At 70.8% G+C, this 15,366-nt stretch carries 16 protein-coding genes; 13 read left to right on the top strand and 3 right to left on the bottom strand.

The window, feature by feature from the left end; all coding sequences use genetic code 11:
- Positions 1–64 precede the first annotated feature (64 nt).
- From HB662_RS29670 to HB662_RS09330, 5 genes are all read left to right on the top strand, one after another.
- Complete coding sequence (locus HB662_RS29670; RefSeq protein ID WP_168049483.1) at positions 65–1,651, top strand: rhodanese-like domain-containing protein; 1,587 nt, start codon at positions 65–67, stop codon at positions 1,649–1,651.
- The gene (locus tag HB662_RS09345; RefSeq protein WP_168049482.1) at positions 1,629–2,405 is read left to right on the top strand and encodes a double zinc ribbon domain-containing protein; all 777 of its coding nucleotides are present in this window, start codon (positions 1,629–1,631) and stop codon (positions 2,403–2,405) included. The genes HB662_RS29670 and HB662_RS09345 overlap by 23 nt, the downstream gene beginning before the upstream one ends.
- 65 nt (positions 2,406–2,470) lie before the next feature.
- Positions 2,471–2,728 carry a glutaredoxin 3 gene (grxC, locus tag HB662_RS09340; RefSeq protein ID WP_168049481.1) on the top strand — a complete coding sequence of 86 codons (258 nt, stop codon included), beginning with the start codon at positions 2,471–2,473 and terminating at the stop codon, positions 2,726–2,728.
- 79 nt (positions 2,729–2,807) lie between these two features.
- Positions 2,808–3,329, top strand: a complete 522-nt coding sequence (locus HB662_RS09335; protein ID WP_168049480.1) for a DUF1178 family protein — start codon at positions 2,808–2,810, stop codon at positions 3,327–3,329.
- Positions 3,330–3,356: 27 nt separating this feature from the next.
- On the top strand, positions 3,357–4,043 hold the full coding sequence (locus HB662_RS09330; protein WP_168049479.1) for a hypothetical protein: 687 nt from the start codon (positions 3,357–3,359) through the stop codon (positions 4,041–4,043).
- Between the two features lie 373 nt (positions 4,044–4,416).
- Here the strand turns inward: HB662_RS09330 and ubiG are convergent, their stop codons facing one another.
- Positions 4,417–5,115 carry a bifunctional 2-polyprenyl-6-hydroxyphenol methylase/3-demethylubiquinol 3-O-methyltransferase UbiG gene (ubiG, locus tag HB662_RS09325; RefSeq protein WP_168049478.1) on the bottom strand — a complete coding sequence of 233 codons (699 nt, stop codon included), beginning with the start codon at positions 5,113–5,115 and terminating at the stop codon, positions 4,417–4,419.
- A gap of 144 nt (positions 5,116–5,259) precedes the next feature.
- Here ubiG and HB662_RS09320 point away from each other — a divergent pair, with 144 nt between their 5' ends.
- The 4 genes from HB662_RS09320 (at position 5,260) to ispG (ending at position 9,963) form a co-directional block, all read left to right on the top strand.
- Positions 5,260–6,501 (top strand): aspartate kinase, encoded by a 1,242-nt coding sequence (locus tag HB662_RS09320; RefSeq protein ID WP_168049477.1) that lies wholly within the window; start codon positions 5,260–5,262, stop codon positions 6,499–6,501.
- A 4-nt stretch (positions 6,502–6,505) separates the two neighbouring features.
- Positions 6,506–7,561, top strand: coding sequence for an NAD(P)H-dependent flavin oxidoreductase (locus tag HB662_RS09315; protein ID WP_168049476.1), 1,056 nt, complete (start codon positions 6,506–6,508; stop codon positions 7,559–7,561).
- A gap of 81 nt (positions 7,562–7,642) precedes the next feature.
- The gene (locus HB662_RS09310; protein ID WP_168049475.1) at positions 7,643–8,734 is read left to right on the top strand and encodes a RodZ domain-containing protein; all 1,092 of its coding nucleotides are present in this window, start codon (positions 7,643–7,645) and stop codon (positions 8,732–8,734) included.
- 89 nt (positions 8,735–8,823) lie between these two features.
- A complete protein-coding gene (ispG, locus tag HB662_RS09305; RefSeq protein ID WP_168049474.1) occupies positions 8,824–9,963 on the top strand; it encodes a flavodoxin-dependent (E)-4-hydroxy-3-methylbut-2-enyl-diphosphate synthase in 1,140 nt (379 codons plus the stop codon).
- Between the two features lie 88 nt (positions 9,964–10,051).
- Here ispG and HB662_RS09300 read toward each other — a convergent pair whose 3' ends face one another.
- Positions 10,052–10,255 (bottom strand): hypothetical protein, encoded by a 204-nt coding sequence (locus tag HB662_RS09300; RefSeq protein WP_168049473.1) that lies wholly within the window; start codon positions 10,253–10,255, stop codon positions 10,052–10,054.
- 274 nt (positions 10,256–10,529) lie between these two features.
- Between HB662_RS09300 and hisS the strand changes: the two genes are divergently transcribed.
- The 4 genes from hisS (at position 10,530) to HB662_RS29115 (ending at position 14,507) form a co-directional block, all read left to right on the top strand.
- Positions 10,530–11,777: a histidine--tRNA ligase gene (gene hisS, locus HB662_RS09295; protein WP_168049472.1), complete on the top strand. Its 1,248-nt coding sequence runs from the start codon at positions 10,530–10,532 to the stop codon at positions 11,775–11,777.
- A complete protein-coding gene (gene prfA / locus HB662_RS09290) occupies positions 11,774–12,829 on the top strand; it encodes a peptide chain release factor 1 (RefSeq protein ID WP_168049471.1) in 1,056 nt (351 codons plus the stop codon). Before hisS ends, prfA begins: the two co-directional genes overlap by 4 nt.
- Positions 12,826–13,734 carry a peptide chain release factor N(5)-glutamine methyltransferase gene (prmC, locus tag HB662_RS09285; protein ID WP_168049470.1) on the top strand — a complete coding sequence of 303 codons (909 nt, stop codon included), beginning with the start codon at positions 12,826–12,828 and terminating at the stop codon, positions 13,732–13,734. Before prfA ends, prmC begins: the two co-directional genes overlap by 4 nt.
- 191 nt (positions 13,735–13,925) lie before the next feature.
- The gene (locus HB662_RS29115) at positions 13,926–14,507 is read left to right on the top strand and encodes a DUF4167 domain-containing protein (RefSeq protein WP_408871624.1); all 582 of its coding nucleotides are present in this window, start codon (positions 13,926–13,928) and stop codon (positions 14,505–14,507) included.
- A gap of 46 nt (positions 14,508–14,553) precedes the next feature.
- Here HB662_RS29115 and HB662_RS09275 read toward each other — a convergent pair whose 3' ends face one another.
- Entirely contained in the window at positions 14,554–15,324 is a 771-nt protein-coding gene (locus HB662_RS09275; RefSeq protein ID WP_168049469.1) for an MOSC domain-containing protein, read from the bottom strand.
- Positions 15,325–15,366 lie beyond the last annotated feature (42 nt).

The following is a 15,366-nucleotide window of genomic DNA, read 5'->3' as shown; positions in this document are numbered from 1 at the left end:
CGCCCGCTTCGCCCCGGCGACAAGCCGGTCTAGCCTGCCCGCAACGAATGAGGACACGCCCCCGATGACCGCAAGGATTGCCCCCGCCACCCTCAAATCCTGGCTGCGGGACGGACGGGAACTCGCCATCCTGGATGCGCGGGAGGAGGGCGAATTCGGCGCCTCCCATCTGTTCTGGGCGGTGCCCTGCCCGCTGTCCCAGGCGGAGCTGCGCGCGCCGGGCCTGCTGCCGCGGCGCGATGTGCGGGTGGTCTGCACCGATGGCGGGGAGGGCCATGCCGATCGTCTGGCCACCGTTCTGCACAGCCTGGGCGTGCCCGATGTGGCGGTGCTGGAGGGCGGGACGCCGGCCTGGCAGGCGGCGGGATTTGAGCTGTTCTCCGGCGTGAACGTCCCCTCCAAGGCCTTCGGCGAATGGGTGGAGCACCACTACGAGACGCCCTCCGTCGATGCCGCGGAGCTCGCCGCGATGCAGGCGGCGGGGGAGGATCTGCTGGTGGTGGACAGCCGGCCGATGGCGGAATTCCACGCCATGTCGATCCCCGGCGCCACCAATGTGCCGGGGGCGGAGCTGGCCTATCGGGTGCCGGGCATGCTGGCGCGGCCCAGCACCACGGTGGTGGTGAACTGCGCCGGCCGCACACGCTCCATTCTCGGCGCGGAAAGCCTGCGCCGCGCCGGGCTGCCGAACCGGGTGGTGGCGCTGCGCAACGGCACCATGGGCTGGGAACTGGCCGGCTTCGCCTGCAACCGCGGCCGCGCCGAACGCTATGCCGAGGGCACGCCGGCTGATGCCGCGGAGACCCTGGCCCGCGCCCGGCGCTTCGCGGAGGGGGCAGGGGTGCGCTGGACGGACCGCGCCGGGCTGGCCGCGATGCAGGCGGAGGCCCAGGGGCCAGGGGGGCGCAGCACCTATCTGCTGGATGTCCGCGACCCGGCCGAATTCGCCGCCGGCCACCTGCCGGGCTCGCTCAGCGCCCCGGGCGGGCAGCTGGTGCAGGCGACCGATGGCTGGGTAGCGGTACGCGGCGCGCGGATCGTGCTGGTGGATGATACCGGCACCCGCGCCGCGATGACCGCCGGCTGGCTGCGCCAATTGGGCGGGTGGGAGGTCTTCGTCCTGACGGATGGCCTGCAGGGCGCGCTGGAGACCGGCGCCGTCATCCCGCGCCTGCCGGAGGCGCTGCGCCCCGACATCCCCCGCGTGGCGCCGGATGCGGTGCGGGCGGGCGCGGTGGCGGTGGTGGATCTGGCGCGCTCGCTGGCCTTCCGGGCCGGGCATATCCCGGGCGCGATCTGGGGCGTGCGGACGCGCCTCGATGCCGTGCTGCCGCGCCTGCCGGCTGGGCGGCCGGTGGCGGTCGCCGCGCCCTCGGCCGATCTGGCGGCGCTGGGGGCGGCGGAGCTGCGCGGGCTGGGCGTGGCGGAGGTGGCGGTGCTGGATGGCGGCACGGCGGCCTGGCAGGCGGCGGGCTTCCCGCTGGAAGCGGGCCGCACCGACCCGCCGGACGACGCATGCGTCGATGCCTATCTGCGCCCCTATGACCGCAACAGCGGCGTCGAGGACGCGATGCGCGCCTACCTGGCCTGGGAGATCGACCTGGTGCATGCGGTGGAACGCGACGGCGATGCCCCCTTCGGCGCCTGGTAGCACCCTTCTCAACCGGCTGGGCCGCGCCGCGCTGGATGCGCTGCTGCCGCCGCATTGCCTGACCTGCGAGGCGCCGGTGGAGCGCCAGGGCACGCAATGCGGCGACTGCTTCCGGCTGCTGACGCGGGTGACGGCACCCTTCTGCGCCCGCTGCGGCGTGCCCTTCATCCATGCCGGCCAGGCCGGGCCGGGCGGGTTGTGCCCCGCCTGTCTCGCCCGCCCGCCCGCCTTCGCCGCCGCCCGCGCCGCGCTGCGCTACGATGCCGGCTCCCAGCGCCTGGTGCTGCCCTTCAAGCATGCGGACCGCCCGGAACTCGCCGGGCCGCTGGCGGCGATGATGGCGCGCGCGGGGGCGGGGCTGCTGGGCCGCGCCGATCTGCTGGTGCCGGTGCCGCTGCATTGGCGGCGGCTGGTGGCGCGGCGCTACAATCAGGCGGCGCTGCTGGCCCGGCGGCTGGCCGCCCTCTCCGGCCTGCCCTGCATCCCGGACCTGCTGCGCCGTCCGCGCGCCACCCCGCCGCTCGGCGATCGGGGCGCGGCGGAACGCGCGGCCCTGTTGCAGGACGCCTTCCGCCTGACCCCGGCCGGCGCGCGGCGCGTGGCCGGGCTGCGGGTGCTGCTGGTGGATGATGTGATGACCTCCGGCGCCACGGCGGAAGCCTGCGCCCGGGCATTGCTGGCGGCGGGTGCCACGGCGGTGGACGTGCTGGCCGCCGCCCGCGTGCCGGACCCGCGGCTGCAGGCGGAAGGCTGACCCCAAGGGGGGCTTGACCCCAGGGGAGGCTTGACCGGAGCCGCGCGCGGCCCGATTTCAGGTGAATGGCCAAGATCGAGATCTACACCCAGGATTTCTGCCCCTACTGCGCCCGCGCCGTGGCGCTGTTCACGCGCAAGGGCGCAGCCTTTGAGGAGAAGCCCGCGCCGCATGGCTCCGAGGCACGGCGGGAGGCGCAGGCGCGCTCCGGCGGCCGCACCACCATGCCGCAGATCTTCATCGATGACCGGCATATTGGCGGCTGCGACGAGCTGATGGCGCTGGACCGCAAGGGTGGGCTCGACCCGCTCCTGGCCGGATGAGGCAAGCTGCGGGCGCCGTTACGGGCTGGTTGAGCACGGGCTGGTTGAGCAGGGGCCGGTTGTCCGGGGGCGGGATGGCATGATCCATTATCAGCTTCGCTGCAGCGCAGCGCATGAATTTGACGGCTGGTTCCAGGACAGTGCCGGCTTCGAGAAGCTGGAAGCCGCCGGCTTGGTGGAATGCCCGCATTGCGGCAGCACCCAGGTCAGCCGCGCGCTGATGGCGCCCGCTGTACGGAAATCCCGCAAGAAGGCCGCCCCGGCGCCGGTGGTGGAGGAGGCGGCGGAGAAGCCGGCCGAGGCGCCGGCCCCCACACCCCCGGTCAGCTCGCCGCCCGATGGCGGGGGCATGTCCCAGCGCGTCGCGGCCGGGCCGATCCCGGCCCAGCTCCTGGCGATGCTGCAGCGCATGCGGGCCGAGGTGGAGAAATCCTGCGACTATGTCGGCGACGGCTTCGCCGAGGAGGCCCGCAAGATCCACAATGGCGAGGTCGAGGTCCGCGGCATCTATGGCGAGGCCACGGAAGCCGAGGCCGAGGCGCTGGCCGAGGACGGTATCGACATCGCCCGCCTGCCCTGGGTCCCGCGCGCCGACGGCTGAGGCGGGCATCTGTACGGGGGGCGCGCGATGCTCGTCTTCAGCTACGGCATCCCGAAATCCGGCAGCACGCTCGCCTTTGAACTGGCCAAGGCCGTGGCCCGCCTCGGCGGCCACCGCCAGCCCCTGCTGCCGCGCCACCTGCTGCCCGGCGGCCACAAGGTGAACTTTGCCCAGGCGCTGGACCCGGCGGCGCTGCGCGCCCTGGCAGCGGCGGCGGAAGGGCGCATCCGCATCGTCAAGACCCATGCCTGCCCCGGCCCGGAATGGGTGGCGGAATACCGCGCGCTGGCGGCGCGCGGGCTGGTCTCCGCCCATGTGAACCACCGCGACCCGCGCGACATCTGCCTGTCCCTGCTGGATGCCGGCCGCCTGGCGCGCAGCCGCGGCGAGCAGGCCTTTGCGGAGTTCGTGACGCTGGCGGATGCGGTGGCCGGGGTGCACCGCTACCTGCGCGAACAGGCGATCTGGGCGGCGCTGCCGCGCACCCTGGCGCTGGACTATGCCATCTGCGCCTTCCGCATGGCGGAGGCGGTGGAGGCGATCAAGGCCGATCTGGGGATAGCCTGCCCGAACTGGCTGGTGCGGCTGTGGGTGCAGCGATTCGCCTTCACCTACCGCAACAAGGCGGTACCCGCCCGGCACGCGGCGGAGCTGACTCCGGCGCAGGCGGAATGGCTCGCCGGGGAATTCGCGCCCTGGCTAGGTCGCCGTTAAGACTTCGAAATATCATCGTTGAGTCTGCCAGGATGGTCTTCCATCCGCTTTGACCAGCCTGCATCTTCTTGGTGTCAATCGACTTTCGGCGGATATCTTCCCGGGAGTTTCCCGCCGCTTTCTCCACAGCTTTACCCCCGGAAATGTGGAAAACTTCTTCTGTGGCGCTGCGGATACACTTCGCGGGCCGGATGATATTTTACACCGTTGCGCGAACACAAAAGGAACATCGCAGCGCGGCAAGCTGGCGCCAGGGGTTCCACAGGACATGCCACGGTTTATCCCCAGGGAAATCCCCGGCTTTGGGGATAACCTGCCCCTTGACCGGCAGGTTTTGCCCAGGGGCGCCCGATGGACGGTCCCGGGCCGGGCTTCAGCGCCGCGCCATCGCCAGGTAGTTCACCGCCAGATCCCGCGTTGCCCGCCACTGCCCGGCGGGCGACATGCTCATGCCGGCGAGTTCCGTGATCCGGTAGCCGGTGGGGCGCAGCGCCGCGCCGAGTTCGCCGGGCGTCACGAACATGCGCCAGTCATGCGTGCCGATCGGCAGCAGCCGCAGCAGGTATTCGGCGCCGAGCTTGGCGAACAGGAAGGACCGCGCGGTGCGGTTCAGGGTGGAGAGGAAGATCGGCGCGCCGGGTTTCGCCAATGCCGCCAGCGCGCCGAGGAACTGGGCGCGGTCCTCCACATGCTCGATCACCTCCAGCGCCACCACCGCGTCGAAGCGGGCGCCCTCGGCCAGCAGATCCTCGGGCCCGCCCTGGAGGTAGTCAATCGCCAGGCCGCCGGCTGCCGCATGGGCGCGGGCGGCGGCCAGGGCGGCGCCCGCGGCGTCCAGGCCAGTGACGGTGGCGCCCATGCGGGCGAAGGCCTCCGACGCCAGGCCGGCGCCGCAGCCGACATCCAGGATGGTCTTGCCGGTAAGATCGCGCCCGCCGAGGCGGTCCGCGATCCAGCCCGTCCGCAGCGGGTTCATCCGGTGCAGCGGCTTCATCGGGCCGTCCGGGTCCCACCATTGGCCAGCCAGCGCGTCGAACTTGGCCCGCTCGGCCTCCAGCGTCGTGCCACTCATGGCTGCATTCCCTCCGTCTGGGCCCCGCGTTTGGCTGGGACATGGTTGCCCGCCGGCCGTCCCCCCGTTATCTGTCCGCGTCCCGGCGAGGCGCAACAGGGGTTGCCTCGCCCGACCCCCTGGACCCACCCCCCGGACCCGAGCATGGCCCGCATCGTGATGAAGTTCGGCGGCACCTCCGTCGCCGACCTCGACCGTATCCGCAACGTGGCAAGCCGCGTGAAGCGCGAGGTGGAGGCTGGCAACGAGGTCGCCGTGGTGGTCTCCGCCATGTCCGGCGTGACCAACCAACTGGTGAAATGGTGCCAGGAACTGTCGCCGCTGCATGATGCGCGGGAATACGACACGGTGGTGGCGACCGGTGAGCAGGTGACCATCGGGCTGCTGGCCATCGCGCTGCAGACGGTGGGCGTGGATGCGCGGTCCTGGCAGGGCTGGCAGGTGCCGATCCGCACCGACAACGCGCACGGCAAGGCGCGCGTGGACAGCATCGAGGGTGCGCTGCTGATCGAGCGGATGCAGATGGGCCAGGTGCCGGTTGTCGCTGGTTTCCAGGGCATCGGCCCTGACAACCGCATCACCACGCTGGGCCGTGGCGGGTCCGACCTTTCGGCGGTGGCGATCGCCGCGGCGGTGAAGGCGGATCGTTGCGACATCTACACCGACGTGGATGGCGTCTATACCACCGACCCCCGCATCGTGCCGCGCGCCCGCAAGCTGGACAGGATTTCCTACGAGGAAATGCTGGAACTGGCCTCGGTGGGGGCCAAGGTGTTGCAGACCCGTTCCGTGGAACTCGCCATGAAGCAGCGGGTGCGGGTGCAGGTGCTGTCGAGCTTCGAGGACAAGCCAGGCTCGCTTGTCGTGGATGAGGATGAGATCGTGGAACAGCCCATCGTGTCCGGCATCGCCTATTCGCGGGACGAAGCCAAGGTGACGCTCCGCCGCGTGCCGGACCGGCCCGGCATCGCCGCCTCCGTCTTCGGCCCGCTCTCGGCCGCCAATGTGAATGTGGACATGATCGTGCAGAACATCGGCGACGATGGCAGCACGGACATGACCTTCACCCTCGGCCGGTCCGACCTGCCGCGCGCCCGCGACCTGCTGGAAAAGCAGCAGGCGCAGATCGGCTTCGAGGCGCTGATCGCCGATCCGGACGTGGCGAAGATCTCCGTCGTCGGCATCGGCATGCGGACCCATGCGGGCGTCGCATCCACCATGTTCAAGACGCTGTCGGAGAAGGGCATCAACATCCAGGTGATCTCGACCAGCGAGATCAAGGTGAGCGTGCTGGTGGCCGCCGACTACACCGAACTGGCCGTCCGCGCGCTGCACACCGCCTATGGGCTGGACGGCCCGGAACCCGCGCGCCGCGGCGAGGGCTGAGAGGATGGATGCGCTGACCCAGACCCCGGTTGCCGAGGCCCCGCCGGCCGAGTGCCTGGCCGCCGTGGATGCGCTGATGGCGCGCGGCGCCGCCTTTTTCGGCAGCCGCTACGCCATCATGGGCGGGGCGATGTCCTGGGTCAGCGAGCGCAACCTGGTGGCGGCCCTGTCCAATGCCGGCGCCTTCGGCGTGATCGCCTGCGGCGCGATGGAGCCGCCGCGGCTGGCGGAGGAGATCGTGGCCACCCAGGCGCTGACGGACAAGCCGTTCGGCGTGAACCTGATCACGATGCACCCGCGGCTGGAACAGCTCGTGCAGACCTGCATCGAGCACAAGGTCGGGCACATCGTCTTCGCTGGCGGCATCCCGCCCGGTTCGGCCATCAAGGCGGCGAAGGATGGCGGCGCCAAGGTGGTGTGCTTCGCCCCGGCGCTGGCGTTGGCCAAGAAGCTGGTGCGCTCCGGCGCCGATGCGCTGGTGATCGAGGGCAGCGAGGCCGGTGGGCATATCGGCCCGGTCTCGCTGACCGTGCTGGCGCAGGAGATCCTGCCGCATATCCGCGACGTGCCGGTGTTCGTCGCCGGCGGCATCGGCCGGGGCGAGGCGATCCTGTCCTACCTCGAGATGGGCGCGGCCGGCGCGCAGCTGGGCACGCGCTTCGTCTGCGCCACCGAATCGATCGCGCATGCGAACTTCAAGAAGGCGTTCATCCGCGGTGCCGCGCGCGATGCGCTGCCCACCATCCAGCTCGATGAACGCTTTCCGGTGATCCCGGTGCGCGCGCTGCAGAATGGGGGCACCAAGCGCTTCCTGGAGCACCAGGCGGAAACCATCCGCCGCTTCCTGGCCGGCGAGGTGGAGAAGGGCGCGGCGCAGCTCGAGATCGAGCATTTCTGGGCCGGCGCGCTGCGCCGCGCGGTGATCGATGGCGATGTGGAAAATGGCTCGCTGATGGCCGGGCAGAGCGTGGGCCTGGTGACGCGGGAACAACCGGTGGCCGAGATCGTTCAGGAACTCGTCACGCAGGCCGCCATGGCGCTGGCGGCGCGACGCAGGTAGCACGGCGCTTCGGCAGATTCGGCGCGGCGCCGGCCGGAATCGGTTTGCGGGCCAAGGGGCCGCGCGGTAGGTGTCACAACCGTGGCTTATGACCTGAAACGCACCCAGCGACACATCGAGACCGGCGGCGCCGAAACGGCCCGCGTGGGCGAGGAACTGCGCGACTCGCGCCTGTCCCTCGGCCTTTCGGTGGAGGAAATGGCGCAGCGGCTTCGCATCCGCCGCCCCTATCTGGAAGCGCTGGAGGAAGGCCGCGTCCGCGACCTGCCCGGCCCCGCCTACGCGGTGGGCTTCGTGCGCGCCTATGCGGTGGCGCTCGGCCTGGATGCGGATGAGATGGTGCGGCGCTTCCGCGACCTGTCCGGCGCGGCGGTGAACCGCAAGACCAATCTGGTATTCCCGGAACCGGTGCCGGAACGCGGCGTGCCGGCCGGGGCCGTGGTGGTGGTGGGCGCGGTGCTGGCGATCGGCGCCTATGTCGCCTGGTACAATATTTCCGGCAGCGGCAACCGTACTGTGGATGTGGTGCCGCCGGTGCCGCAACGGCTGGAGGCCGCGGCCGAGCAGGGCCGCAGCCAGCTTCCCGGCGGCGACGCCACGCGTCCTTCCACGGCGGCGGTCGGCGCGCTGCCCATGGGCGCGCTGCCGCCACCTGGCGGGCTGGCTGCCCAGGGCCAAGGTGGGCAAGGCCAGGGTGGGCAAGGCCAGGGTGGGTCGAGCGCCAATACCTCGGCCCAGGCCGCCACCGTGCCGAGCAACCCGGTACCCACCGCGCCGCCGCCCGTGGTGCCGCCGGCGCCGGTCGTCGCCGCGCCGCCGGTGCCGGCCGCACCGCCGCCGATCGTGATCCCCGGCCTGCCGGACGGCACCCGCGTCGCGCTGCGTGCCAATACGGATGGCCCCGACGGCGCCTGGGTGCAGGTGCGCGACCAGCGCTCGGGCCAGGTGCTGGTGAACCGCGTGCTTCGGCCCGGCGAATTCTGGGCGGTGCCCGCGCGGGACAATCTTCTGCTGGATGTCGGCCGCGCGCAGGGGCTGGAAATCGTGGTGGATGGCGTGCTGTCGGAGGTGCTGGAAGGCCAGGTCGGCGTCCGCCGCAACATTCCGCTGGCGCCCGACCGGCTGCGCCAGCGGCCGCAGGGTCCCACCGCCGCGGCCAGCCCGGGGCGCTGACGGCAGCCCTCCCCCTGTGAGACTCCGCCCCGACACCCTATGCTGAAGGGCGAGATGTCGCGGCTCTCGGCAGAGATCAGGGAAACCCCATGTCCTACCGCCCCTACCAGGAGATCACTCGCCGCAAGTCGCGGCTGATCCATGTTGGCCGCGTGCCGGTGGGCGGCGACAGCCCGATCACCGTGCAGACCATGACCAATACGCCGACCGAGGACGCGGCCGCGACCATCGCGCAGATCCGCAAATCGGAGTTAGCGGGCGTCGATATCGTCCGCGTCTCCGTGCCGACGGAGGAAGCGACCGCCGCGCTGGCCGAGATCGTGCGGGAGGTGAATGTCCCGATCGTCGCGGATGTGCATTTCCACTACCGCCGCGCCATCGAAGCCGCCCAGGCCGGCGCCGCCTGCCTGCGGATCAACCCGGGCAATATCGGCAGCAAGGAACGCGTGAAGGAGGTGGTGAAGGCCGCCCGCGACCATGGCTGCTCGATCCGCATCGGCGTGAATGCCGGCAGCCTGGAGAAGCACCTGCTGGAGAAATACGGCGAGCCGAATCCGGAGGCGCTGGTCGAAAGCGCGCTGTGGCACGCCGACCATCTGCTGCAGGAAGGCTTCGACGAGTTCAAGATCAGCGTGAAGGCGTCCGACGTCTTCCTGGCGGTCGCCGCCTACCAGCAGCTGGCGGAGGCTTGCGACCACCCGCTGCATATCGGCATCACTGAGGCCGGCGGGCGCCGGGCGGGCACGGTGAAATCCTCCATCGGGCTGGGTTCGCTGCTCTGGGCCGGGATCGGCGACACGCTGCGGGTCTCGCTGTCGGCGGAGCCGGAGGAGGAGGTTTCGGTGGGCTGGGACCTGCTGAAATCCCTGCATATCCGCCACCGCGGCGTGAAGGTCATCTCCTGCCCTTCCTGCGCCCGGCAGGGCTTCGACGTGATCCGCACGGTGGAGAAGCTGGAGGACCGGCTGGCGCATATCGACCAGCCGATCAGCCTGTCCATCATCGGTTGCGTGGTGAATGGGCCGGGCGAGGCGCTGATGACCGATATCGGCCTGACCGGCGGCGGGGCGGGCACGCACATGGTCTATGGCATGGGCAAGACCAGCCATACCGTGAAGACCGAGGAGATGGTGGAGCACATCGTCGAACTGGTGGAAAAGCGCGCCGCGGCCATGCGGGACGCGAAGGCGGCGGAAGCGGCGGCGGCAACCGCGCAGGCGGCGGAGTAGCGGCGCCGGCCGCGCCCAGGCCGCCGCCCACAGCCGCGCCAGTTCCCGTGGAGCGATCCCCGGCGGGGATCGCAGAAAAACGGGCGAATTACTTGGTGGATTCGCCCACCAGCTTGGCGGTTACTTCGGCGATTTCGCCCACCACGACGATGCGCGGCTCGTCACCTTCGAGGAAAATCGCCGTCTGCGGGTCTTCCGGCTTGCCCCATTCCCGGACGCGGATCACGTAATCCGGGTTGATGTAGATGTCCGGCTGCGACTCCGAAGGCCGCTCAAACCGCACCAGGCGCATGGCTTGTTTCCTCATCAGAACAATTATTCAATATAACGGCGGTGCTTTGGTTTGGGAACACATGCCGGCAGCAAAGATGTCGCATGGTTCGTAAGGAAAGTTGAGTTTTGCCGTGCCTCGGGAACGGATGCCCGGATCTCTTGCTCAGTCGTCGGGTCCGGGCTGCGATCCGCCTGGCTGGTACCCCACTCGGGGCGATGCCCGTGGCAGGGCGCCGCCCTCCACCGCGTCCAGGGCCTTGCCGCACGGCCCGCGCCGCGTTACGCGCCACGCCATGGCCAATCCCCCGCTCCAGCCCGTCCGCGGCACCCGTGACCTGATCGGCGAGGATTTCCGCGCGCATCATCATGTGATCTCGGCCGCCCGCCGGATCATGGCGCTGTATGGCTACGAGGAATGGGCCACCCCTATCTTCGAGAGCACCGGCGTCTTCGCCCGAAGCCTGGGCGAGACCTCCGACGTCGTCTCCAAGGAGATGTATTCCTTCGAGGATCGCGGCGGCGATTCCATCACGCTGCGGCCGGAGAATACCGCCGGCATCTGCCGCGCCCTGGTTTCCAACGGCCTCACCCAGTCCAACCTGCCGCGCAAGGTGTTCTACGCCGGCCCGATGTTCCGTTACGAGCGCCCGCAGAAGGGCCGCTACCGGCAGTTCCACCAGATCGGCGCCGAGGTGCTGGGCGCGGCGGAGCCGCTGGCGGATGCGGAGGTGATCGCCGCCGGCTGGCACATCCTTCAGGACCTCGGCATCAGCGACGGCGTGGTGCTGGAGATCAACACGCTGGGCGATGCGGAAAGCCGCGACGCCTACCGCGCCGCGCTGGTCGCCCATTTCACGGCGCATCAGGAGGGTCTCTCGGCCGACAGCCGCGTGCGGCTGGAGAAGAACCCGATGCGCATCCTGGACAGCAAGGATGAGGGCGACCGCCGCATCGTCGCCACCGCGCCCACCATCCAGCCCTTCCTGACCGAGAAGGCGGCCGCCTTCTTCGAGGCGGTGCTGAACCACCTGGCGACCTTCGGCGTGCCGGTTCGGAAGAATCCGCGGATCGTGCGGGGCCTCGACTACTACAGCCACACCGCCTTCGAATTCGTCACGGATCGCCTGGGCGCCCAGGGCACGGTGATGGCCGGCGGCCGGTATGACGGGTTGGTCGAGGAAATGGGCGGCCCCGCCACCCCCTGCGTCGGCTGGGCGGCGGGGGTGGAGCGGCTGGCCATGCTGCTGGCCGCCACACCCCCGGCGCCGCGCCCGGTCGCGGTGATTCCGGTGGGGGAGGCGCAGGAAGCCGCCGCGCTGGGCCTGCTGCAGGACCTTCGGCGGGCCGGCGTGGTGGCGGAGATCGCCTACAAGGGCAACCTCAAGCGCCGCATGGAACGCGCCAACAAGCTCTCGGCCCGCGCGGCGCTGATCCTCGGCGAGGATGAGCTGGCGCAGGGATCCGTGCAGTTGCGCGACCTCGATGCCGGCAGCCAGGAGATCATCCCCCTGGCGGAGGCGGTCAGCCGCCTGACCGCATGAGCCTGCCCCAGAAACTCGACCGGCTGCTGAGCCGGGCGGATGAGGTGCGGCACGCGCTGAACACCGCGGATGGCGCCCAGGTCGGCGCGCTGTCCAAGGAATTGTCCGAGCTCGAACCGCTGGTCGCCAAGGTCTCGGCCTACCGCGCCGCAGAAAAGGCGCGCGACGAGGCGGAGGCGATGCTGGCTGACCCCGAGATGCGGGAGCTGGCGGAGGCCGAGTACTACCAGCTTCGCGACAGCCTGCCACAGCTGGAGCGCGAGATCCGCCTGATGCTGCTGCCGCGCGATGCGGCGGACAGCCGCAGCGCCATCCTGGAAATCCGCCCGGCCGCCGGCGGCGATGAGGCGGCGCTGTTCGCGGCGGAGCTGTTCGGCGCCTATCAGCGCTATGCGGCGTCGCAGGGCTGGCGCTTCGAGATCCTGGATTACGACGCCAGCGACCTCGGCGGCGTGAAGGGCGCGACAGCGGGCATCGAGGGGCGCGGCGTCTTCGCCAAGCTGAAATTCGAATCCGGCGTGCACCGGGTGCAGCGGGTGCCGGCGACGGAAACCCAGGGCCGCATCCACACCTCCACCGTCACCGTGGCCGTGCTGCCCGAGGCCGAGGAGGTGGACGTCCACATCAATGAGGGCGATCTCCGCATCGACACCTACCGGGCGAGCGGCGCCGGTGGGCAGCATGTGAACAAGACCGACAGCGCCGTCCGCATCACCCACATCCCCTCCGGCGTGGTGGTGGCGATGCAGGAAGAGAAGTCGCAGCACAAGAACAAGGCCAAGGCCATGAAGGTGCTGCGCGCCCGGCTGTATGAGGCGGAGCGCGCGCGGCTGGCCGGGGTGCGCTCGGCGGACCGCAAGGGCCAAGTCGGCACCGGCGACCGGTCCGAGCGCATCCGCACCTACAATTTCCCGCAGGGCCGCGTGACCGACCACCGCATCGGCCTGACCCTGCACAAGATCGACCGCGTGATGCTGGGCGAGTTCGAGGAGATCATCGGCGCCCTGACCACGGAGGATGAGGCCGCCCGCCTGGCCGCCGAGGGCGAATGACCACCTGCGAACCCGATGGTCTTGAGCCGGGTGAGAGCGTCGGCGCCTTTCTCTGCCAGGCCGGCCAGGTTCTGCGCGCCGCTTCCATCGAGAGCCCCCGGCTGGAGGCGCGCCTGCTGCTCGGCCACGCCATGGGCGCCACGCCCGAGCAGCTTCTGCGCGACCCGCGCCAGAAAGTGCCGCCGGAGGCCGTGGCCCGCTTCGGCGCGGCGCTGGCCGCGCGGCTGGCGCATGTGCCGATGGCGCATATCCTCGGCCGGCAGGGCTTCTGGACCCTGGATCTGGCCGTTTCCCCCGCCACGCTGATCCCGCGCCCCGATTCGGAAGCGCTGGTCGAGGCGGCGCTGGAGGCCTTTCCGGATGCGGCGGCGCCGCTCCGGGTGCTGGACCTCGGCACCGGCACGGGCTGCCTGCTGTTGGCGGTGCTCGCCGAACGGCCGGCCGCCTTCGGTATCGGCGTGGATCGCGAACCGGAAGCGGCGGCGCTGGCGGCACGCAATGCGCGGGAGAATGGGCTGGCCGGTCGGGCCGCCTTCCTGGCGGGGGATTGGGATGCGGCGCTGGCCGGCCGCTTCGACCTGGTGCTGTCCAACCCGCCCTACATCGAATCGGCCGCCATCGCCGGGTTGATGCCGGAGGTGTCGCGGCATGAGCCGGGGCTGGCGCTGGATGGCGGGGCGGATGGGCTGGCTGCCTACCGCGTGCTCGCGCAGGCGCTGCCGAATCTCCTGGCGCCGGGCGGCGTCGCGGTGCTGGAACTGGGCCAGGGACAGCGCGCGGCGGTGGAATCTCTGGCGCTGCAGGCCGGGCTGGGGCTTCTCGGCTGCCGAAAAGACCTCGGCGGCGTGGATCGGGCACTGATTCTTGCAAAAAAACCGTTTGGCGGTCCGGCTGCGCGGGATTAAGTTGCTGTGGCGGAGAGGGGCACGGCCCCCCACCGCCGGCAGAAGCGGCCGGGCGAGCGCGACGATACGGGTTCGGTTTGACCCCCGTCGCATGAAGGCCTGCCGCGACGACGCAACCCGATAATCCCGCGTTCCCGGCAGGGTTCCCCCTGGTCCGGCGGCGCGATTGCGAGACGGCGAACGCCATACCGATGAACATGAAACGCATGCGCGGCCGTGGCGGCAATCGCCATGGTGGCGGGGGCGGCGGCGGCGGTGGGCCGTATCGCCAGAGTGGCGGCGGCGGCGGCGGCGGCGGGGGTGGCGGCGGTCATCAGCCGATGAACCGCAACCATATCTTCGACAGCAACGGCCCGGATATGCGCCTGCGCGGCACGGCGCAGCAGCTGTTCGAGAAGTACCTGCAGCTTGGCCGCGACGCGACCGGGGCCAGCGACCGGGTGATGGCGGAGAGCTATTTCCAGCACGCCGAGCATTATTTCCGCATCCTGAACGCCATGAGCCAGGCGACGCAGCAGCAGCAGGGCGGCCAGCCCTACCCGCCGCAGCGCCGCTACCAGGGCCAGGACCAGGAAGGCGGCGAGCAGCCGCAGGCGGAGCAGGGCGAAGGCGCGGTTTCCGTCGCCCAATCCACCCCCTATGCGCATCAGAACGGCAACGGCCAGGATCGTGACCGGGATCGGGACCGCGACAGGGATCGCGACCGGGACCGTGACCGCGATCGCGACCGGGATGATGCCGGGCCGGACCAGCGCGAGGACCGCGAGGACTGAATGGCCAGCCGGGCGCCTCGGCGTCCGGCCTCCATTCACACCGCCTTCAGCCGAGCAGCTCGGCCTGCACCGGCTCCAGCGCATCGCCGGTCGCGACGCGACCGCCTTCGATCACCTCCGCATAGATGCCGAGATCGGCATGCCCGTACTGCTCGCGCAGCCATTTCGGCGGCTTCGCGTCGCGTTCCGCCGTGGTCGGGTTCACCTCGGTCGCGGCGCAGCGCTGGGTGCGCTTGAACACGCGCAGCCGGGCGCCGCCGAGCAGGATCTCGCGGCCGATCCAGTCCAGCTCGGCGAAGGGCGCGGCGCCGGAGAACAGGATGTTGGCGCGGAAACGCAGCGGGTCCAGCGCCATGCCGAAGCGGGCGCCGAGTTCCTGCACCGAGGCCAGGCCGACCAGCGACACCGCCTTCGCGGCGATATCCGTGAAGGCGTGGCCCGGAGCTTCCGCGAAACGCAGCGCACCGCGGGCCTCCGGCCCCAGATACGCCGTCATCCAGGCGGCGGCGGCATCCCGCCCCTCCGGCGTGCCGAGCGGCGCCTCCAGCGGCGCCACGCCATCCGCCCGCAGCAGCAGGGTGTGGCTGGCGGAATCATAGGCGGAGCGGATGGCGGCGACCCGCGCATTCGCCATCAGGCAGGCGAAGTGCCGCTTCTGCAGCCAGACGGGCGCCGCCGGGTCGAAGGGGCTGTCGCCCTGGGCGAAGGCGAAGCGCCGGTCATCCGGCAGGCCGTCCCCGGGCCGCAACGCCACCTCCTCCATCACCTCGGGCGACAGGCCCTTCACCGGGTAGCGGGAAATCCGTTCAACGCGCATGTCGAAAGCCCTTGAAGCGCAGGCTCCCCGCTTACCACATCA

It is taken from the genome of Falsiroseomonas frigidaquae, from assembly GCF_012163145.1.
Classification (GTDB): Bacteria; Pseudomonadota; Alphaproteobacteria; order Acetobacterales; family Acetobacteraceae; genus Falsiroseomonas; species Falsiroseomonas frigidaquae.
This window is presented reverse-complemented; position numbering and strand designations above follow the sequence as displayed.